15 protein-coding genes, 4 tRNA genes, 1 rRNA gene and 1 riboswitch are annotated in these 19337 nt (G+C 34.7%); of the genes, 13 read left to right on the top strand and 7 right to left on the bottom strand.

Annotation, left to right across the window (positions count from 1 at the left end):
* Positions 1-4 precede the first annotated feature (4 nt).
* Together CIB29_RS05780 and CIB29_RS05775 are read left to right on the top strand one after the other, a co-directional pair.
* The gene (locus tag CIB29_RS05780) at positions 5-1087 is read left to right on the top strand and encodes a sulfate/molybdate ABC transporter ATP-binding protein (RefSeq protein ID WP_094547703.1); all 1083 of its coding nucleotides are present in this window, start codon (positions 5-7) and stop codon (positions 1085-1087) included.
* Between the two features lie 113 nt (positions 1088-1200).
* A complete protein-coding gene (locus CIB29_RS05775; RefSeq protein WP_094547701.1) occupies positions 1201-1959 on the top strand; it encodes an REP-associated tyrosine transposase in 759 nt (252 codons plus the stop codon).
* Positions 1960-2205: 246 nt separating this feature from the next.
* Here the strand turns inward: CIB29_RS05775 and CIB29_RS05770 are convergent, their stop codons facing one another.
* Positions 2206-3954: an IS1634 family transposase gene (locus CIB29_RS05770; RefSeq protein WP_094547683.1), complete on the bottom strand. Its 1749-nt coding sequence runs from the start codon at positions 3952-3954 to the stop codon at positions 2206-2208.
* Between the two features lie 295 nt (positions 3955-4249).
* Here CIB29_RS05770 and CIB29_RS05765 point away from each other — a divergent pair.
* From CIB29_RS05765 to CIB29_RS05745, 5 genes are all read left to right on the top strand, one after another.
* A tRNA-Leu gene (locus tag CIB29_RS05765) sits at positions 4250-4333 on the top strand.
* A gap of 5 nt (positions 4334-4338) precedes the next feature.
* Positions 4339-4413 (top strand) — tRNA-Gly (locus CIB29_RS05760).
* 9 nt (positions 4414-4422) lie between these two features.
* Positions 4423-4496, top strand: a tRNA-Gly gene (locus CIB29_RS05755).
* A gap of 115 nt (positions 4497-4611) precedes the next feature.
* On the top strand, positions 4612-5817 hold the full coding sequence (gene ilvA, locus CIB29_RS05750) for a threonine ammonia-lyase (protein WP_094547700.1): 1206 nt from the start codon (positions 4612-4614) through the stop codon (positions 5815-5817).
* A 56-nt stretch (positions 5818-5873) separates the two neighbouring features.
* Entirely contained in the window at positions 5874-6116 is a 243-nt protein-coding gene (locus CIB29_RS05745) for a hypothetical protein (protein ID WP_094547698.1), read from the top strand.
* 36 nt (positions 6117-6152) lie between these two features.
* Here the strand turns inward: CIB29_RS05745 and CIB29_RS05740 are convergent, their stop codons facing one another.
* Positions 6153-6695 carry a DUF4364 family protein gene (locus CIB29_RS05740; RefSeq protein WP_157910219.1) on the bottom strand — a complete coding sequence of 181 codons (543 nt, stop codon included), beginning with the start codon at positions 6693-6695 and terminating at the stop codon, positions 6153-6155.
* A 103-nt stretch (positions 6696-6798) separates the two neighbouring features.
* Between CIB29_RS05740 and CIB29_RS05735 the strand changes: the two genes are divergently transcribed.
* A complete protein-coding gene (locus tag CIB29_RS05735; RefSeq protein WP_242965071.1) occupies positions 6799-7527 on the top strand; it encodes a 4Fe-4S double cluster binding domain-containing protein in 729 nt (242 codons plus the stop codon).
* Between the two features lie 25 nt (positions 7528-7552).
* Here CIB29_RS05735 and CIB29_RS05730 read toward each other — a convergent pair whose 3' ends face one another.
* Together CIB29_RS05730 and CIB29_RS05725 are read right to left on the bottom strand one after the other, a co-directional pair.
* Positions 7553-7804 carry a hypothetical protein gene (locus CIB29_RS05730; protein WP_094547692.1) on the bottom strand — a complete coding sequence of 84 codons (252 nt, stop codon included), beginning with the start codon at positions 7802-7804 and terminating at the stop codon, positions 7553-7555.
* 195 nt (positions 7805-7999) lie between these two features.
* On the bottom strand, positions 8000-9748 hold the full coding sequence (locus tag CIB29_RS05725; RefSeq protein WP_094547683.1) for an IS1634 family transposase: 1749 nt from the start codon (positions 9746-9748) through the stop codon (positions 8000-8002).
* A gap of 314 nt (positions 9749-10062) precedes the next feature.
* Between CIB29_RS05725 and CIB29_RS05720 the strand changes: the two genes are divergently transcribed.
* Positions 10063-10716 (top strand): transporter associated domain-containing protein, encoded by a 654-nt coding sequence (locus tag CIB29_RS05720; RefSeq protein ID WP_094547691.1) that lies wholly within the window; start codon positions 10063-10065, stop codon positions 10714-10716.
* Positions 10717-10721: 5 nt separating this feature from the next.
* On the top strand, positions 10722-11843 hold the full coding sequence (locus CIB29_RS05715) for a polysaccharide deacetylase family protein (protein ID WP_094547689.1): 1122 nt from the start codon (positions 10722-10724) through the stop codon (positions 11841-11843).
* A 51-nt stretch (positions 11844-11894) separates the two neighbouring features.
* Here the strand turns inward: CIB29_RS05715 and CIB29_RS05710 are convergent, their stop codons facing one another.
* Positions 11895-12122, bottom strand: a complete 228-nt coding sequence (locus CIB29_RS05710) for an HPr family phosphocarrier protein (protein ID WP_094547687.1) — start codon at positions 12120-12122, stop codon at positions 11895-11897.
* Positions 12123-12418: 296 nt separating this feature from the next.
* Between CIB29_RS05710 and mtaB the strand changes: the two genes are divergently transcribed.
* A complete protein-coding gene (gene mtaB, locus CIB29_RS05705) occupies positions 12419-13729 on the top strand; it encodes a tRNA (N(6)-L-threonylcarbamoyladenosine(37)-C(2))-methylthiotransferase MtaB (protein ID WP_094547685.1) in 1311 nt (436 codons plus the stop codon).
* 156 nt (positions 13730-13885) lie between these two features.
* On the opposite strand, the gene CIB29_RS05700 is transcribed toward mtaB, so the two are convergent.
* Entirely contained in the window at positions 13886-15634 is a 1749-nt protein-coding gene (locus CIB29_RS05700; RefSeq protein WP_094547683.1) for an IS1634 family transposase, read from the bottom strand.
* A gap of 309 nt (positions 15635-15943) precedes the next feature.
* Here CIB29_RS05700 and CIB29_RS05695 point away from each other — a divergent pair.
* Positions 15944-16020 (top strand) — tRNA-Arg (locus CIB29_RS05695).
* A gap of 86 nt (positions 16021-16106) precedes the next feature.
* On the opposite strand, the gene CIB29_RS05690 is transcribed toward CIB29_RS05695, so the two are convergent.
* The gene (locus CIB29_RS05690; RefSeq protein ID WP_094547681.1) at positions 16107-17993 is read right to left on the bottom strand and encodes a putative bifunctional diguanylate cyclase/phosphodiesterase; all 1887 of its coding nucleotides are present in this window, start codon (positions 17991-17993) and stop codon (positions 16107-16109) included.
* 222 nt (positions 17994-18215) lie between these two features.
* Positions 18216-18302, bottom strand: a riboswitch (cyclic di-GMP riboswitch).
* Between the two features lie 949 nt (positions 18303-19251).
* Between CIB29_RS05690 and CIB29_RS18865 the strand changes: the two genes are divergently transcribed.
* Positions 19252-19337, top strand: a 16S ribosomal RNA gene (locus tag CIB29_RS18865); the annotation flags it as partial.

The raw sequence follows: 19337 nt of genomic DNA, 5'->3' as shown, positions 1-19337 counted from the left end.
GCAAATGCTTGAAGTATCTTTTGATAAAACGATGGGTAATTTTACGTTACAATCTTCTTTTTCCAGCGATAGGGGAGTCTTGGGGATACTTGGTTCGTCCGGTTGTGGCAAAAGTTTGACCCTAAAGTGCATTGCCGGACTATATAGTCCAGATAAAGGACAGATTAAGCTTAACGGAAAAGAGTTGTTTAATTCTGATGCAAAAGTCAATATACCTCCACGAAAAAGGAATATCGGTTATGTGTTTCAAAATTATGCACTATTCCCACACTTGACGGTATATAAAAACATTGCTTATGGTGTTAAGCACCTGGATAAAAAAACACGTTATGACAAGATTGTTGAAATGATTGGTAAAATGCAGCTTTCCGGCCTTGAAAACCATTATCCTTCGCAATTATCGGGAGGACAGCAGCAAAGGGTCGCCCTTGCCAGGACATTAATAACCGAGCCGGAATTGCTGCTTTTGGACGAGCCTTTTTCAGCCATTGACAGTAATACAAAATATTTACTAGAAGACGAATTATTAAGCATTATTCGTAACAATTATCACGGGATTGTGCTGCTTGTTACGCATAATATCGAAGAAGCATACCGGCTTTGCGATAGAATATTGATTATTGATAAAGGGAAAACGCTTCAAATAGGACAAAAGGAAGAAATTATCCGTTCTCCATCGAGCTTAACGGCTGCAAGAATAACGGGCTGTAAGAATTTTTTAAATGTGGATTTGCTTGGGGAAGAAGATGGATACCTGGTTATAAAATCTAAGGAACTTGTGCTGCGAGCCAGAAAAACGGCAACAGAACTTCAACCTAAAATGGTCGCCGGAGTCCGTGCACATGATTTACGAATATCCTCGAAATTTACAAATGAGCCGAATACTTTTGAATGTGAAGTTATTGAGAAAATAGAGGGAATTTTCTCAACAACTATAATCGTGAATTGTCGAGGCAACATTTTTCAGGTAGAAGTATCAAAATATAATTGTCCTCATTTAACAAACTGTAAATGCAAAAAGCTCATGTTACATATACCAGCAGATAGAATTTTTTTGGTAAATAGCGAGCAAAATGAGTGTAATTAAAGGGGAAATAAGCTTATGGATAAAAAGAAATCCATGAAATGCAAACAAAGGGACAGGTAATATGTTTGACAAATCCCTGGATTTCTGATACGTTAAATTCGGGGTGATTTTATATGCCACGAACAGCAAGATTAAAAAGCGAGAGCGGAATATATCACATCATTTTACGCGGCATAAATCGTCAAAGCATTTTTGAAGATGATGAGGATAAGGAAAAGTTTATTCAAGTAATGGGACAATATAAGAAAAAATGCGGATACGAAATATATGCGTATTGTTTGATGGGTAACCATGTGCATATCTTGCTCAAAGAAAAGCAGGAAGCACTTTCACAAATTATGAAGAGAATTAGTTCGTCATATGTTTACTGGTATAATTGGAAATATGAAAGATGTGGGCACTTATTTCAGGAACGATTTAAAAGCGAGCCTGTAGAAGATGACAATTATTTTTTAACAGTATTACGATATATACACCAAAATCCTTTGAAAGCGGGACTTGTAAAGTCTCTTGAAGAATACAAATGGAGCAGTTATCATGAGTATACCAAGGAATGTAGAATAGTAGACATTGAATTTGGATTAGAACTTATTTCAGGAAATAATAATAAAATTGAATCTTTTATCAGGTTCACTAACGAAACAAATAATGATGTTTGTATGGAAATGGAAGAGAAACCTGGCAGAGTTTCGGATGAAGAGTTAAGGGCGATAGTAAAAAACAAATATGGGATTGATGCTATACAAATACAAAACGAAAACGAACAAACACAACTTCGGATTTTAAAGGAATTAAAAGAGCATGATGGCGTAAGCTTGCGACAAATCTCAAGAATTACTGGTTTGACAGTTCATAAAATATTCAAAGCATAAACCAAACATGTTACCTGTCCCTTTGTTTGCTTTTTTGTGCTTTGTTTGCTGTCCCTTTGTTTGCCTGAACACTTTAAAATTTATAATTTCCTTTCCTTAAAAAAAAAATTAAAAAAAATATTGACAACTAATATGGATCCGTGTATAATCCCAAGTTTGACAGTTGGAAAACAAAAAAAGCTTGTAACTGGTTGAAAAAACTAAGTTTCAAGCTTTCTTCACGTGTTCAAAAAGTGCGTACTTTTTTTATTTTTTTGTTTCTTTTAAAATTTTTTTCATCATACTTGTACTAATAATTTGATAATCTGTACGAAAACCAAAAGCATCATGTAAAGCATCAGTAAAATCAGTTCTTGTATAGGTTGGAATATAGCCTTCACATTGAGTATTATAGAATTCTATATTTCGAAGTCCGGAGATAATCTCATGACAAGTAAACTCCTCATGCAGACGCTTTTCAAGCAACCTGTAAATAATCAGAGATATAAAGCAAGTAATAAAATGTGCTTCAATCCTGTCATCATTGCTTAAATACACAGGTCTTGCTTTGAATTCGCTTTTCATAATTCTAAAGCATTCTTCAATCTCCCATCTTCTGTGATTAACCTTGATTATTTCAGATACATCATCCTCAAGGTTTGTGCAAACCCCATAAAAACCATCAAAAGCTTCTTCCTTCTGGATTAGAGCAGAATCAATGCTGTATATCTCGTTTTCTGCAACTTCTCCATCAGCAGTACAGCTTGTTTTGGTAATAAACCTTTTGTAATCGTTAGCATTGCATTTCTTGATTTTTGTCGGGTTGTTTTCTATTGCCTTTTGAGCTCTTTCTATTTGAGAGTTGCGGATTTTACGCTGATAATCCCTGTATTTGATAGAATACGTTATAATCAGCCTTTGTTCAAAATCTTTTTCTTTAATCCAGCGCTCCTTATAAAATACTTTTGCCCTTATTTTCGTTTTATCTTCAGGAGCAGCTTTATCTATCATTTCATCAAGTTTGGAAATGTCATAGGTTTTATCGCTGCCCGGGAGTTTCCAGCCATTTGGAGCAAGAGCCCATTTTTTTAAATGTTCCTTTAATTTTTTGATAGACTGTGTTGTAATAAATGCCCGGCCATCCTTGTCGTTAAACTTTCGATTATCTTCAGAAGCAAGGCCTGCATCTGTGCAAACAATAAACTTAGAAAGTTCAAAGTCAGAAATAATTTTCTTTTCTAATGGCTTTAAAGTCAGTTGTTCATTCATATTCCCTTTGTTAATGCTGAAAGCCAGAGGGATTCCATCTCCGTCCATAAACAGTCCCATTTGAATGATCGGATTGGGTTTGTGATCTTTAGAAGGACCATATTGCTTGTTGCCATCCTCCTGTTCAATTTCAAAAAAGTAATTGGTGCAATCATAGTAAAGAATACCGGTATTTCTTTTGGAAACCTTCAGGCTGTTTTCATACAAGGAGGACTGGATAAAATCTGTCTCCTTAGCAAGGAATTCAAGAGCTCTGTATATTTGATGCAAATCAAAATTCGGCTGCTCGATAAATTTTTTAGAAAGCTCATATGTAGCAAGTTTAGAGGATGGAAAGATCACTCTACCGTAGATTAACCTGGAAAGTATTGAATCCAAGTCAAAATCAAATTTATACTTTCGTGAAATCTCCTTGCAAATCTTGTGAAGTCCAAGTTCGTGATATATTTTTTGAAGAAATAGATAACCACCGTTAAAAGAGCGTTGCTCTTCTTTTGGAATAATTTTAGACTGCTGAAAAGGAACAAGTATTTTTCGGGTTTGTTTTTTTTCCTTTTCATTTAATTTTCTAATATATTCTTTAGCCCATTCATACGGATCTGCGCCATTGAGTTTTTCTCTTAGTTCAGCTTCTGTACCAAGCTTTTCTACAATCTTGGAGGAATTTGATTGAGTTTTGCTGTTATAAATAGATTTAATAACATAAAGCGAAGCAGAATTTTTAGATTTTGTAACCTTAAGTCTCATTTATAATATCGCCTCCTATACTTATATTATAACACAGTGCGAGAAAGTGCGATATACAAAAATAAAAAAATTGACAAAAAAATAAGCCTATTTCAAGGCTTTCAGGAATTTTTTCTTTATTCAACTGTCAAAGACCCGTGCTTTGTTTGCTGTCCCTTTGTTTGCCTGAACACTTTAAAATTTATAATTTCCTTTCCTTAAAAAAAAAATTAAAAAAAATATTGACAACTAATATGGATCCGTGTATAATAATCTTTGTCGCTAGAGATTACAGCGATGAAAACAATACTGTAATGCGGGCGTGGCGGAATTGGCAGACGCGCTAGACTTAGGATCTAGTGCCACCGGCGTGGGGGTTCAAGTCCCTCCGCCCGCACCAAATAAGCGGGAGTGGCTCAGTGGTAGAGCGTCACCTTGCCAAGGTGAACGTCGCGGGTTCGAATCCCGTCTTCCGCTCCAATTGAATACGCGGGTGTAGTTCAATGGTAGAATCTCAGCCTTCCAAGCTGATCGCGTGGGTTCGATTCCCATCACCCGCTCCATTAAACTTCGTTAGTGGTAACGGAGTTTTTTTTGTTTTGGGTTTAATTCCTTGAATTTTTGCATATATTGATAGATAAATAGTTAGTAAATTTAGGCCGGCATGGGGAGGATAGTATGGAAGTAACATTTCAAATGATTAAAGAAGCTCAAGAAAAGCTGAAAGGAATTGTACATAGAACCGATCTTGTCTCCAGCAGAACTTTTAGTGAAATAAGCGGTAACGATATTTATATTAAACCCGAACACCTGCAAAAGACGGGTTCTTTTAAAATCAGGGGTGCTTATAATAAAATTTCAAGTTTTGGGGAACAAGAGAGAAAATATGGAGTTATAGCAGCATCTGCAGGGAATCATGCGCAAGGTGTAGCTCTAGCTGCAAGTAAATTCGGAATTTCATCCACGGTTGTTATGCCAGAACCTACCCCCCTAGCTAAGGTTACAGCGACTAAAAATTATGGTGCTCGAATTGTTTTGCATGGCATTACTTATGATGATGCTTTTGAAAGAGCTAAACAAATGCAACAGGAAGAAGGTTTATCATTTATCCATGCATTTAATGATCCCCATATCATTGCAGGGCAAGGTACCATAGGATTAGAAATATTTGAAGATATGCACGATGTAGATGCAATCGTTGTTCCAATAGGAGGGGGAGGAATAATTTCCGGGGTTGCCATTGCAGCTAAGAATATTAACCCTAAGGTAAAAATTATCGGGGTAGAAGTAAAGAACTTTGATTCAATGCGGCGCTCTATAGAAGCGGGAAAAATCATTACAACTGACACAGCCAGTACAATAGCTGACGGTATTGCAGTGAAAACACCCGGAAGTATTACTTTTGATATTGTTAGTAAGTATGTAGATGATATTGAGGTGGTTACTGAAGATGAAATTGCCCATGCAATACTGTTATACCTGGAACGTGCCAAATACATTGTCGAAGGTGCAGGGGCGGCGTCTTTAGCTGCAGTAATTCATAAAAAAATTAATTTGCAGGGTAAAAAAATAGTAGTGATTGCTACCGGGGGAAACATCGATACAAATCTTGTTTCGATGATTATCGATAAAGGTCTTGTAAAGAGTGGTAGAAAGGTTGAGCTTAAAACAATACTGCAAGATAAACCAGGGCAGTTAAGGGGAATGATCAGTATATTAGAGCAGCTGAAAGTAAATATCGTATCCATTGTTCATAACCGGGAAAAAGAAGGATTGGAACTGGGGGACGCAGAGGTGGATATGATCCTGGAAACAAGGGATAGGGAGCATGCAATGAAAGTACAAAACGTTCTTAAGGAAAAAGGTTACAAAATAATTGTATAATTTTTAGGGTTAGCTGCATATAATGAATAAGTGTGTAATGGAAGGAGGGAACTAATATGCAAGACAGTTTGCTTTCAGATGAAGAATTATTATCAAAGCTGGATAGGTCAGTAAAAGAATGTAAATTGTTTCAGATGTACCTGGAAGATGTTAATGATGACTACGGCAAGATAAAAATTGCAAAACTTAAGTTTGAGTTTGCAAAGCATGAATATCTAAAGCTTCTAAAGGAAGTGAAGGCAAGAGGATTGAAGGTTGCAGATGAAGACAAGTGCATAGCTAAACTGTTATTCAATTAAGAAGCCTGTGACTAAATAGATTCACAGGCTTTCTAATTATTGTTTATTTTGTTCTAATGTAAGGGCAGAAATAATCTGGGAGTAAATTTGCTCAGAGTTTTTTTTCCAGTGCTCGCATATGTGCTTGGCTTGTTTTTTTGTACCTACATTAAGCTTTAACTCTATCAAAGGAGTTCTATTTTCAATAATCTTGCACTCAACAATATACTCATTCTCATTTCGAGGGGTATAATTGCTGATTATTTCAGCAGATTGTTTAAAATCTTTTTTCTTTTCCGAAATCGTTTGGAGGATTTTTTCCCTTATACTGAAGGGTATCCTGTTTTCGAAGTAACTTAAAGTCATCCGCCCTCCGGGAGTTAATTTATAAAACTGTTTATCTTTTTCTTCATAAGTTATTATTTGTGCTGCATTAATAAGTTCAGAAAGATATTGCTGCAAAATGAAGTAATTCATAAGAGAATCTTTCATAACAAGTTCGGTTATTTGACTGTTTGTTAAGGGTATATTAATTTTATCAAGAATAAATAGCAATATTAATTTATTTTCTGTTATATCATGTACATCATTTTTTATCAATTTCATCACCCTAGAATATTATAACACAAATGGATTGGTAATAACAGTAAAATATTTTATGTTATAATATATTTTGAACAAGCTGTCTATAATTAGCTTAATTTTGGATAATATTAGATTGGAAGGTGTTGTCATGGATAGAATAGAAGTATTAAAGGATAAAATTCATAGTTGGGGTGCCTCAATAATAGGTTTTGCGGACATAAGCAAATGTATCGATGAAAAATATAGAGATTTGCCTTATGCTATTTCCATTGCTGTAAGGCTTTCGGACAGGATTATAGATGAAATTGATAATATGCCTACCTATACTTATTTTCATCACTATAGGACTGTAAATGCTCTTATAGACCAGATTACAATAAGGACGGGCCTGCTGCTTCAAGATTGGGGATATCAGTATATTGCCGTACCTGCATCACAAACCGTTAAAGATGCTGCCGAAAGCTATTCGGGTATTTTTCCGCATAAGACAGCTGCTGTTTTAGCCGGGCTGGGATGGATAGGAAAGAGCGGATTACTTGTTACTCATGATTATGGCCCAAGAATACGATTGGGAACTATATTAACAGATATGCCGCTGCCAATTTCATCTGTAAGTAAGGATAATAGCTGTAAAAATTGCAACTTATGCAGTTTGGCGTGTCCGGCTATGGCAATCAGGGGTAATGAGTGGGAATTGGAAAAAGGAAGAGAACATATCGTAGATGCCCATGCCTGCAGCCAATATATGAAAGAAAAATTTCAACATATAGGGAGAGGTTCGGTGTGTGGAGTCTGTATTAAAGTATGTCCCAAAGGAGATAAAAGAAAAAATAAGAATATCCCCTAAATTTTCGGGGATAGTTTTAAAAACATTATTCAAATCTGTCGGACCTGTGTTTTTCATGATTATGCATACATTGACCATGAGCGCGTTTACTTGTTGTTTTATATTTTATAGGAATTTTAACATCTTTCCTAAGTCCAGGGCCACCACCGCTTTCATATTGAGCCTTCTGTGATTTTGCTTCTCGAGGACTAATATAAGGTCTCATTGGAGGCGATACTTCAGTTGTAAATTCTGCGCGTGCAAAATCTTTTTTATTTCTAAAGATATCATCAGCCATTTTAAATCACTCCATAAATATTATTTTTGCCACATTATTATTTTCTCTTAAAATTTGAATTTTAGTACTGGACAATTAAAAGTTTCATTATATATAATCCCAAGTTTGACAGTTGGAAAACAAAAAAAGCTTGTAACTGGTTGAAAAAACTAAGTTTCAAGCTTTCTTCACGTGTTCAAAAAGTGCGTACTTTTTTTATTTTTTTGTTTCTTTTAAAATTTTTTTCATCATACTTGTACTAATAATTTGATAATCTGTACGAAAACCAAAAGCATCATGTAAAGCATCAGTAAAATCAGTTCTTGTATAGGTTGGAATATAGCCTTCACATTGAGTATTATAGAATTCTATATTTCGAAGTCCGGAGATAATCTCATGACAAGTAAACTCCTCATGCAGACGCTTTTCAAGCAACCTGTAAATAATCAGAGATATAAAGCAAGTAATAAAATGTGCTTCAATCCTGTCATCATTGCTTAAATACACAGGTCTTGCTTTGAATTCGCTTTTCATAATTCTAAAGCATTCTTCAATCTCCCATCTTCTGTGATTAACCTTGATTATTTCAGATACATCATCCTCAAGGTTTGTGCAAACCCCATAAAAACCATCAAAAGCTTCTTCCTTCTGGATTAGAGCAGAATCAATGCTGTATATCTCGTTTTCTGCAACTTCTCCATCAGCAGTACAGCTTGTTTTGGTAATAAACCTTTTGTAATCGTTAGCATTGCATTTCTTGATTTTTGTCGGGTTGTTTTCTATTGCCTTTTGAGCTCTTTCTATTTGAGAGTTGCGGATTTTACGCTGATAATCCCTGTATTTGATAGAATACGTTATAATCAGCCTTTGTTCAAAATCTTTTTCTTTAATCCAGCGCTCCTTATAAAATACTTTTGCCCTTATTTTCGTTTTATCTTCAGGAGCAGCTTTATCTATCATTTCATCAAGTTTGGAAATGTCATAGGTTTTATCGCTGCCCGGGAGTTTCCAGCCATTTGGAGCAAGAGCCCATTTTTTTAAATGTTCCTTTAATTTTTTGATAGACTGTGTTGTAATAAATGCCCGGCCATCCTTGTCGTTAAACTTTCGATTATCTTCAGAAGCAAGGCCTGCATCTGTGCAAACAATAAACTTAGAAAGTTCAAAGTCAGAAATAATTTTCTTTTCTAATGGCTTTAAAGTCAGTTGTTCATTCATATTCCCTTTGTTAATGCTGAAAGCCAGAGGGATTCCATCTCCGTCCATAAACAGTCCCATTTGAATGATCGGATTGGGTTTGTGATCTTTAGAAGGACCATATTGCTTGTTGCCATCCTCCTGTTCAATTTCAAAAAAGTAATTGGTGCAATCATAGTAAAGAATACCGGTATTTCTTTTGGAAACCTTCAGGCTGTTTTCATACAAGGAGGACTGGATAAAATCTGTCTCCTTAGCAAGGAATTCAAGAGCTCTGTATATTTGATGCAAATCAAAATTCGGCTGCTCGATAAATTTTTTAGAAAGCTCATATGTAGCAAGTTTAGAGGATGGAAAGATCACTCTACCGTAGATTAACCTGGAAAGTATTGAATCCAAGTCAAAATCAAATTTATACTTTCGTGAAATCTCCTTGCAAATCTTGTGAAGTCCAAGTTCGTGATATATTTTTTGAAGAAATAGATAACCACCGTTAAAAGAGCGTTGCTCTTCTTTTGGAATAATTTTAGACTGCTGAAAAGGAACAAGTATTTTTCGGGTTTGTTTTTTTTCCTTTTCATTTAATTTTCTAATATATTCTTTAGCCCATTCATACGGATCTGCGCCATTGAGTTTTTCTCTTAGTTCAGCTTCTGTACCAAGCTTTTCTACAATCTTGGAGGAATTTGATTGAGTTTTGCTGTTATAAATAGATTTAATAACATAAAGCGAAGCAGAATTTTTAGATTTTGTAACCTTAAGTCTCATTTATAATATCGCCTCCTATACTTATATTATAACACAGTGCGAGAAAGTGCGATATACAAAAATAAAAAAATTGACAAAAAAATAAGCCTATTTCAAGGCTTTCAGGAATTTTTTCTTTATTCAACTGTCAAAGACCCGTTTCTAAAGATATCATCAGCCATTTTAAATCACTCCATAAATATTATTTTTGCCACATTATTATTTTCTCTTAAAATTTGAATTTTAGTACTGGACAATTAAAAGTTTCATTATATATAATAAAAATAACATAAATGCTAAAGTTAACATAATTGTATTAAGGAGGTTGAGGAGGAATGATGAAGCAATACCTGAGAAGCAGGGTTTCTACCTGTTCCAGCTTTATCGAAATATATATTTCGGTATTAATATTAGCAGGAATAGTAATATCCTCTATCAGTTTAGTAAGAGATCTGGTTATTCTTTCAGGAAGCATATTTAATGAAACTGTAGAATTTCGTTATGAAGATTTCCTGGGATATGCTTTACAGCTGATCATTGGTATTGAGTTTGTCAAGATGCTCGCAAAGCACACACCTGGCAGCGCGATAGAGGTTTTATTATTTGCAATAGCAAGAAAACTTATTGTAGACCATTCTACCAGTTTTGATCTATTATTAGGTATCATTGCAATTGCTATTCTTTTTGGTATAAAGAAATTTCTGTATACTTCAAGTTTTACCCATGAAGAAGGTTATGTAATCAGCGGAGCGACTCCGGTAAGACAGGTAAATTTAATTGCATCGGTTAATATTCCCGATGAATTAGGTAATACTATTGCGGGAGTTATGGCGAATGAATTGAAAAAATTAGGGAAAAAGCTATCTGAAAGGGCATCGGTCGCCCTGGATGGAGTAACACTTAGGATTTACAGCATGAGAGATGGGTCAATTGATAAAGTTCAAGTTATTCCTACAAATAATAAAAAAAGTACGAATGTTCAGGAGTGACCGGAATGTTATATATGAAAAAATTTGAAATTTTATTAGCAGCTATAATTATAATATTTTCTTTATCAGCATGTAAGACAACACAATCTCTTCCGGCTGTCACTCCTAACCCAAAAGTGGAGGAACCAGAAAAGAATGATACGAATATAGATAGCAATAGGGGTGCCACAGAAAGCCAAGCTCAGGAAAAGAAGGAAGTCGTAGAACAACCTGAAGAAACACAAAAAGTTGACAATGAAAAAGTAAAGCCTCCTAATGAACTGGGCGAAATTATGGTCATTATGTATCATTATTTTGGGGACAAGGAGCAAGAGTTTACCAGAACTTTTGATAATTTTAGAAAAGACCTAAAGGTTCTATATGAAAAAGGATACCGTCTAATCAGTCTGAATGATTTTATTACAAATAATATTAATGTCCCGGCCGGGACTACACCTATTGTTTTCACTTTTGATGATGGGCCTGCCAGTGAATTTAATTTGATAGAGCAAGACGGAAAGCTGGTTGTAAATCCTAATTCAGCAGTGGGGATTATGCAGGAGTTTTATAAACAGTATCCTGACTTTGGTCTTGAAGGGACATTTTATATTAATGATGTTGCTTTTGCAGGAAGCAAGGGAACCGAAAAAGAACGGTTGCAGTATCTCCTGAATTTGGGAATGGATATAGGTAATCACACTTTTGGGCATACAAATTTAGGTAAGGCAGACCCTGCAACCATTCAAAAAATGATAGGAAAACATGTTAAAAAAATGAAAGAGTATTTTCCTAACTATCCGCAAAATACACTTGCTTTGCCCTTTGGTGCATACGCTAACTCCACTTTCAATTATATTGTAAAAGGGCAATATGAAGGTGTGGAATATAAAAATGATGCTATACTGTTGGTTGGATGGAAGCCATCACCTTCGCCGGTACATAAGGATTTCAACCCGTTGAAAATGTTAAGAGTGAGGGCTGGTGAAGGTTCGGAATACGATATGTATTATTATTTAGATTATTTTGATAAGAATCCGGATAAAAGATATATTAGTGATGGAGATAAAAATACGATATCCTTTCCTGAGAAATTAAAAAACAATTTAAATCCTGAACGGATAGGCAATAAAAAAGTAATAACTTATTAGGATAAAATAAATAAAAGCTCGAATTAGTTCGAGCTTTTTGCTGTTTTGTAGTCAGATGATAAAAGATTTAATTTCTTCTATAAATGCATCACAGTTATCACTATGCACTTCTACTTTGATAGGCTTGCTTAAATCCAAGCTAAATATACCCATAATTGACTTAGCATCAACAACATATCTGCCAGATGTAAGGTCCACATCAAAATCATACTTGTTTACTACATTTACAAAATTTTTTACATCATTAATGGAATGTAACATAATATTAAAAGTTTTCATCCCAAGCCCTCCCTTCATATTTTATTTTTGTTGTTTTTGTTATGTATTGGAAACTTATCTTAATTTTAATAATACCTTTTTCTGAAACATTAGTCAATCGTGTATTGTTAACTTTATGAAAATTTAATATAATTAAGATATTTAATTATACTAAATATATACTTTTCACTAATTAAAAATTATTTTTTGGAGGTAGAAAAGTATAAAATCGTAACGGCATGATAGATGTAAAATGTTAATTCTATACCGTTACGATGATAGCAACAATATTATTACAAAAAATGAGAGGTACTATGATGAAAAAAGTTGCATTTTATACCCTTGGGTGTAAAGTTAATCAATATGAAACTGAAGCCATGACTGAGCTTTTTGAGAAAGAAGGCTATGAGATAACAGACTTTGACCAGTATGCAGACGTGTATGTAATTAACACGTGTACGGTTACCAACCTTGGGGATAGAAAGTCTCGGCAAATGATTAGAAGGGCAAAGAAACTTAATAAGCATTCTATTGTTGCCGTTGTAGGATGCTATGCGCAAACGGCAGCGGAGGAAATAAGCAAGATTAAAGGAGTTAACCTTATTATTGGCACAAAAGACAGGTCAAGGATTGTTGAATTGATTAACCAGATAAAAGAGCAGGAAGAACAAATCAATGTTGTACAGGATATCATGACTACCAGAGAATTTGAAGATATGAAAGTAACAGCATATAAAGAAAGAACCCGGGCATTTTTAAAAATTCAAGAAGGGTGTAACCAGTTCTGTTCTTACTGTATTATACCTTATGCCAGAGGCCCGGTGAGAAGTAGAAAACCCGAAGATATAGTAGAAGAAGTCCAGCAATTAGCACAAAATGGGTTTAAAGAAATTGTATTTGCAGGAATACATGTTGCTTCTTATGGAAAAGATTTAAAGAATACAAATTTGCTGGACATTATTAAACGGGTGCACGATATAGAGGGAATAGAACGGCTGCGGCTAAGCTCTATTGAACCGATGATCCTCACAGAAGAATTTGTGGAGAATGCTGCACGATTACCCAAATTATGCCCTCATTATCATATATCACTCCAAAGCGGATGTGATGCGACGCTAAAGAGAATGAACAGAAAATATACAACAGCAGAATATAGAGAGGTTGTTAATAGATTAAGGGCAAATTTCCCGGATGTTGCTATTACAACCGATGTGATGGTTGGGTTCCCGGGAGAGACAGAACAAGAATTTGAGGAATCTAAGCGATTCGTTGATGAGATAAGCTTTGCGCAGGTTCATGTGTTTAAATATTCGCCGCGTAAGGGAACTCCTTCAGTAACTTTCCCGAACCAGGTATCTCCTGAAGAAAAGGAGAGAAGAAGCAAGATTATGATCGAACTGTCGGCAAATAGTGAGAAGCGGTTTTGTGATAAATTTATCGGCAGAGAGATGGAAGTCTTATTTGAGCAGCAGGTAAAAGAGCAAGACGGGTACTATGAAGGGTTGACTCCAAACTATATTAGAGTAGTGGCTCACTCTGACGAGGACATAGAAGGTCAGATTATGAAAGTTCAATTGAAGGAGAGAAAAGAAGGTTTTATTGCAGGCACAATTGTAAAAAATAATTAAGAAAATACACGCATTGGAAAAAAATAATACTTTACAAATGACAAAAAATTTGTTAAAATCCCAAGTTTGACAGTTGGAAAACAAAAAAAGCTTGTAACTGGTTGAAAAAACTAAGTTTCAAGCTTTCTTCACGTGTTCAAAAAGTGCGTACTTTTTTTATTTTTTTGTTTCTTTTAAAATTTTTTTCATCATACTTGTACTAATAATTTGATAATCTGTACGAAAACCAAAAGCATCATGTAAAGCATCAGTAAAATCAGTTCTTGTATAGGTTGGAATATAGCCTTCACATTGAGTATTATAGAATTCTATATTTCGAAGTCCGGAGATAATCTCATGACAAGTAAACTCCTCATGCAGACGCTTTTCAAGCAACCTGTAAATAATCAGAGATATAAAGCAAGTAATAAAATGTGCTTCAATCCTGTCATCATTGCTTAAATACACAGGTCTTGCTTTGAATTCGCTTTTCATAATTCTAAAGCATTCTTCAATCTCCCATCTTCTGTGATTAACCTTGATTATTTCAGATACATCATCCTCAAGGTTTGTGCAAACCCCATAAAAACCATCAAAAGCTTCTTCCTTCTGGATTAGAGCAGAATCAATGCTGTATATCTCGTTTTCTGCAACTTCTCCATCAGCAGTACAGCTTGTTTTGGTAATAAACCTTTTGTAATCGTTAGCATTGCATTTCTTGATTTTTGTCGGGTTGTTTTCTATTGCCTTTTGAGCTCTTTCTATTTGAGAGTTGCGGATTTTACGCTGATAATCCCTGTATTTGATAGAATACGTTATAATCAGCCTTTGTTCAAAATCTTTTTCTTTAATCCAGCGCTCCTTATAAAATACTTTTGCCCTTATTTTCGTTTTATCTTCAGGAGCAGCTTTATCTATCATTTCATCAAGTTTGGAAATGTCATAGGTTTTATCGCTGCCCGGGAGTTTCCAGCCATTTGGAGCAAGAGCCCATTTTTTTAAATGTTCCTTTAATTTTTTGATAGACTGTGTTGTAATAAATGCCCGGCCATCCTTGTCGTTAAACTTTCGATTATCTTCAGAAGCAAGGCCTGCATCTGTGCAAACAATAAACTTAGAAAGTTCAAAGTCAGAAATAATTTTCTTTTCTAATGGCTTTAAAGTCAGTTGTTCATTCATATTCCCTTTGTTAATGCTGAAAGCCAGAGGGATTCCATCTCCGTCCATAAACAGTCCCATTTGAATGATCGGATTGGGTTTGTGATCTTTAGAAGGACCATATTGCTTGTTGCCATCCTCCTGTTCAATTTCAAAAAAGTAATTGGTGCAATCATAGTAAAGAATACCGGTATTTCTTTTGGAAACCTTCAGGCTGTTTTCATACAAGGAGGACTGGATAAAATCTGTCTCCTTAGCAAGGAATTCAAGAGCTCTGTATATTTGATGCAAATCAAAATTCGGCTGCTCGATAAATTTTTTAGAAAGCTCATATGTAGCAAGTTTAGAGGATGGAAAGATCACTCTACCGTAGATTAACCTGGAAAGTATTGAATCCAAGTCAAAATCAAATTTATACTTTCGTGAAATCTCCTTGCAAATCTTGTGAAGTCCAAGTTCGTGATATATTTTTTGAAGAAATAGATAACCACCGTTAAAAGAGCGTTGCTCTTCTTTTGGAATAATTTTAGACTGCTGAAAAGGAACAAGTATTTTTCGGGTTTGTTTTTTTTCCTTTTCATTTAATTTTCTAATATATTCTTTAGCCCATTCATACGGATCTGCGCCATTGAGTTTTTCTCTTAGTTCAGCTTCTGTACCAAGCTTTTCTACAATCTTGGAGGAATTTGATTGAGTTTTGCTGTTATAAATAGATTTAATAACATAAAGCGAAGCAGAATTTTTAGATTTTGTAACCTTAAGTCTCATTTATAATATCGCCTCCTATACTTATATTATAACACAGTGCGAGAAAGTGCGATATACAAAAATAAAAAAATTGACAAAAAAATAAGCCTATTTCAAGGCTTTCAGGAATTTTTTCTTTATTCAACTGTCAAAGACCCGGACATAGAAGGTCAGATTATGAAAGTTCAATTGAAGGAGAGAAAAGAAGGTTTTATTGCAGGCACAATTGTAAAAAATAATTAAGAAAATACACGCATTGGAAAAAAATAATACTTTACAAATGACAAAAAATTTGTTAAAATATATAAGCTATCTGATGGATAGCTTCATGCGCCTTTAGCTCAGTCGGATAGAGTCGCTGACTTCGAATCAGTTGGTCGGGGGTTCGAGTCCCTCAGGGCGCGCCAGTAGTATCAAGGGCTGTAATCCCTTGATACTTTTTTATTTTCCCTGTTTGCTGACAGACTATATGAAATGCAGACGGCTATTTTGATCATTGCGGATTTGTTTGAAATTGCGTAGCAATATCTAAGTATTCTCGAAGTAAATTTTCAGCCGCCTTACTATCCATAGGCTTATAGAAATAGTATCCTTGTCCGACGTCGCATTCAAGTTCTCTAAGTTGTGCTGCTTGTTCTATTGATTCTATTCCTTCTGCAATTACTTTCATGCCTAACCCATGAGTCATACTTATAATGCTCTTTACCAATTCTCTTTTTTTGTTGTTATCATTAAATTGGTTGATGAAGGATCTGTCAACCTTTACCGCATCAAAAGGCAATTGATATAGATAACTTAATGATGAATATCCTGTGCCAAAGTCGTCTATATGTATCCCAACACCCAAATTCCTTATCTGATTAAGGACTGATTGTGCAGTATTAATGTCATTTATGATTACGCTTTCTGTAATTTCTAAATTCAGACTACCAGGGTCAAGATTTGTATCTTGTAAAACTTTTTTTATTTGCTCGATAAGGTCTGGTTGCATTAATTGTATAGCAGAAAAATTAACACTGATTGTTAATGGTGGATCCATAGATATTTGCTTTTGCCATTCTTTAATCTGACGGCAAGCTTCATAAAGCACCCATTTGCCAATAGAAACGATTAATCCAGTTTCTTCTGCCACTGGGATAAATTCTGCTGGAGAAATCATTCCGATTTCAGGATGTTGCCAACGCAACAATGCTTCAAAACCGGTAATTTTCTCTGTTTGCAGGGAGATAATGGGTTGATAATAAATTTGAAGCTCATGGTGCTCAATCGCGCATCTAAGCTCATTCTCTATCTTTAAATACCTTTGAACATTCTGACTCATGGTCAAATCAAAGATTTCATACCGGTTTCTGCCAAGGGCTTTGGCATGGTACATAGCGATATCAGCATCACGAAGGTATTCTTCCGGCCGGTTATAGTCGTTGTTGCTCAAAACAATACCGATGCTAGCAGTAATAATTACTTTATGGCTGCAAAGATCAAAAGGATTCTCCAATTCTTTCATGATTCGACCGACCATATGAGTAACATCGCGTACATCTTTAATATCATCTAGCAGTATTACAAATTCATCACCCCCCAGGCGGGCAACAGTATCTGTACTCCTCAAGCATTTTTTCAGTCTTCGTGCTATTTCAAATAATAACTCATCTCCATTGTTATGTCCTAAAGTATCATTGATAATCTTAAAACGGTCAAGCTCAACAAAAGCGACCGCAAACAAATAATTATTATGTGCTTTTTGAACTGCAATAGTATCCTCCAATCTATTAATAAAGAAAGTCCTATTGGGCAGCCCTGTGAGAGAATCATGAAAAACACTATGCTGTAACTTCTCATTTGCCTCTTCAAGTTCAGCATTAATCTTTATGTAATTATTACGTTCTTTAATTAAGTTACGTATCAAATAAATAATAATGCTTGTTGCAATTGAGATAAAAACCATCTCCAGAGCCATATCAATTTGCAGCCTGTATGGTATCAATTCATGAGGATGCCGTACAAGTATGCAACTTATTGTTATTCCAACTATGCTGGCAGAAAGCATATCATTTAATAAGAAAGCATACAAGATAGGTATATAATAAATAAACGTTGTGAGCTGTTCAACAGCAAAATTCGATAACAATATTGATAAAATAAAAGAAATAAAAGCCATTGCTGCTAGAGCATATTTTACAGGTGAATGACGGCGGTAGTGATGTGCTGCAATTAACAATGCGCCGAATAATATGCCGCTGATCAGTCCTAAATGATTAGAATTTTTATATATAAGGTTAAATGTTATTACTAAAATACCGGTATCAAGTAAATAATTCGATATGTAAATTAATAAATATTTCACTACTGGATTCGACTTAATCTTTTCGTATATTTCCATTAGTCTCGCACCTCTTATTGTCTTCTACTATCTCTTTTTCCTTTTGTCAATGCTTCTTATACCAACAGAAATCTTCTGTAAACTCTCTTCATAGCTGGCTCAAATTTACTGTTATATTTTTATAGTCCTAGTTATATTAAATGTAAGTAATATTAAGCAATATAATGAAGGCACCTGTGGGTACAGGTGCCTTCATGTATTAAATAATACGATGATCTATGTTTCGGCAGCCTGGCAATCATAGAAAGATTTTTCTTTAGACCCATAGCTTTGCGGCCCTATCTTTCGATAAGTGTGCTATTATCGACATATTATATTAACTTTTTAAAGTTTTAATTTGCATGGTTTGATTTATAGGATCTCAGTATTATAAGTTAAGATTAGTTGATTCTGTAGTCCTAATTTTTAATTATTCGACACCATTCTAAAAAATCCTGCTTTTTTTACATGCATTTCATTTTTTCTATTATTACCTAGACCTTATTATGCTGTTAGATTCATTTTATGATTTTTCGAAGGTAGGGACCTTCTTGAAAAATGGAGTTAAAGTAATCATCTTTGGCATTATATATTTACTGATAATGATTTTACATGGCAGATAAAGTCAATAAGTTCACGGTTCACAGTTCACAGTAAAAACTATTAAATCGTTTACTGCTGTGAACTATATATTTCTAAAGTTCTTGTAGCAATGTCATAACCTGCACTTTTTATTTTGTCTGAATCAACAGTCAATCTTTTCGTGTTAACCATCTCCTTACTCATCTCCTTACTAAAGTTCTTTTTGATTTATAGTTTAACCAGCCTTTATAATCATAATGTAAACGTCATTAAAATTAGATTTGATAATTGAACCGGTATAAAATAATTACAACCATGATAAGTATCAATAGATATAGTGAAAAAGGATGCAATAATCAACCATAAAATACCAGTAAAAAAAGTATTGACAAAGACGACATAAAATGTTATCATAAATTTCGTCGCTTGAGAGAGCGGTAAAGGAATTGGTCTTTGAAAAGTAAACAGCGTAAGAGGTTCTCGTTGATTATAGTTCACAGTTCACGGTTCACAGTTCACAGAAGTGAGCGGTGAGAGTGAAAGTGTGAACAAAAAATGAGTAAACCTAGCGTACTTAATAAAGTAAGTTAGTAATAGTTTATGAGCTAAATTGAACGATTAATATATAACGGGGAACAGATTGGGTTGACAGAAGAGGTTCAGTGAACAGTGAACCGTGACCTGTGAACCGTGAACATATATTGAGAGTTTGATCCTGGCTCAGGACGAACGCTGGCGGCGTGCCTAACACATGCAAGTCGAGCGGAGGTATTGAAGGGAAAC

This window comes from Petroclostridium xylanilyticum (assembly GCF_002252565.1).
Classification (GTDB): domain Bacteria; phylum Bacillota; class Clostridia; order SK-Y3; family SK-Y3; genus Petroclostridium; species Petroclostridium xylanilyticum.
Note: the sequence above shows the minus strand (reverse complement) of the source record. Positions and strands in the feature narration are given on the sequence as shown.

What these genes read in the sequence shown, in the direction of transcription:
- CIB29_RS05780 (WP_094547703.1), top strand. Translation starts at nt 5, where the DNA reads ATGCTTGAAGTATCTTTTGATAAAACGATGGGTAATTTTACGTTACAA.
- CIB29_RS05775 (WP_094547701.1), top strand. Translation starts at nt 1,201, where the DNA reads ATGCCACGAACAGCAAGATTAAAAAGCGAGAGCGGAATATATCACATC.
- CIB29_RS05770 (WP_094547683.1), bottom strand. Translation starts at nt 3,954, where the DNA reads ATGAGACTTAAGGTTACAAAATCTAAAAATTCTGCTTCGCTTTATGTT.
- ilvA (WP_094547700.1), top strand. Translation starts at nt 4,612, where the DNA reads ATGGAAGTAACATTTCAAATGATTAAAGAAGCTCAAGAAAAGCTGAAA.
- CIB29_RS05745 (WP_094547698.1), top strand. Translation starts at nt 5,874, where the DNA reads ATGCAAGACAGTTTGCTTTCAGATGAAGAATTATTATCAAAGCTGGAT.
- CIB29_RS05730 (WP_094547692.1), bottom strand. Translation starts at nt 7,804, where the DNA reads ATGGCTGATGATATCTTTAGAAATAAAAAAGATTTTGCACGCGCAGAA.
- CIB29_RS05725 (WP_094547683.1), bottom strand. Translation starts at nt 9,748, where the DNA reads ATGAGACTTAAGGTTACAAAATCTAAAAATTCTGCTTCGCTTTATGTT.
- CIB29_RS05720 (WP_094547691.1), top strand. Translation starts at nt 10,063, where the DNA reads ATGATGAAGCAATACCTGAGAAGCAGGGTTTCTACCTGTTCCAGCTTT.
- CIB29_RS05715 (WP_094547689.1), top strand. Translation starts at nt 10,722, where the DNA reads ATGTTATATATGAAAAAATTTGAAATTTTATTAGCAGCTATAATTATA.
- CIB29_RS05710 (WP_094547687.1), bottom strand. Translation starts at nt 12,122, where the DNA reads ATGAAAACTTTTAATATTATGTTACATTCCATTAATGATGTAAAAAAT.
- mtaB (WP_094547685.1), top strand. Translation starts at nt 12,419, where the DNA reads ATGAAAAAAGTTGCATTTTATACCCTTGGGTGTAAAGTTAATCAATAT.
- CIB29_RS05700 (WP_094547683.1), bottom strand. Translation starts at nt 15,634, where the DNA reads ATGAGACTTAAGGTTACAAAATCTAAAAATTCTGCTTCGCTTTATGTT.
- CIB29_RS05690 (WP_094547681.1), bottom strand. Translation starts at nt 17,993, where the DNA reads ATGGAAATATACGAAAAGATTAAGTCGAATCCAGTAGTGAAATATTTA.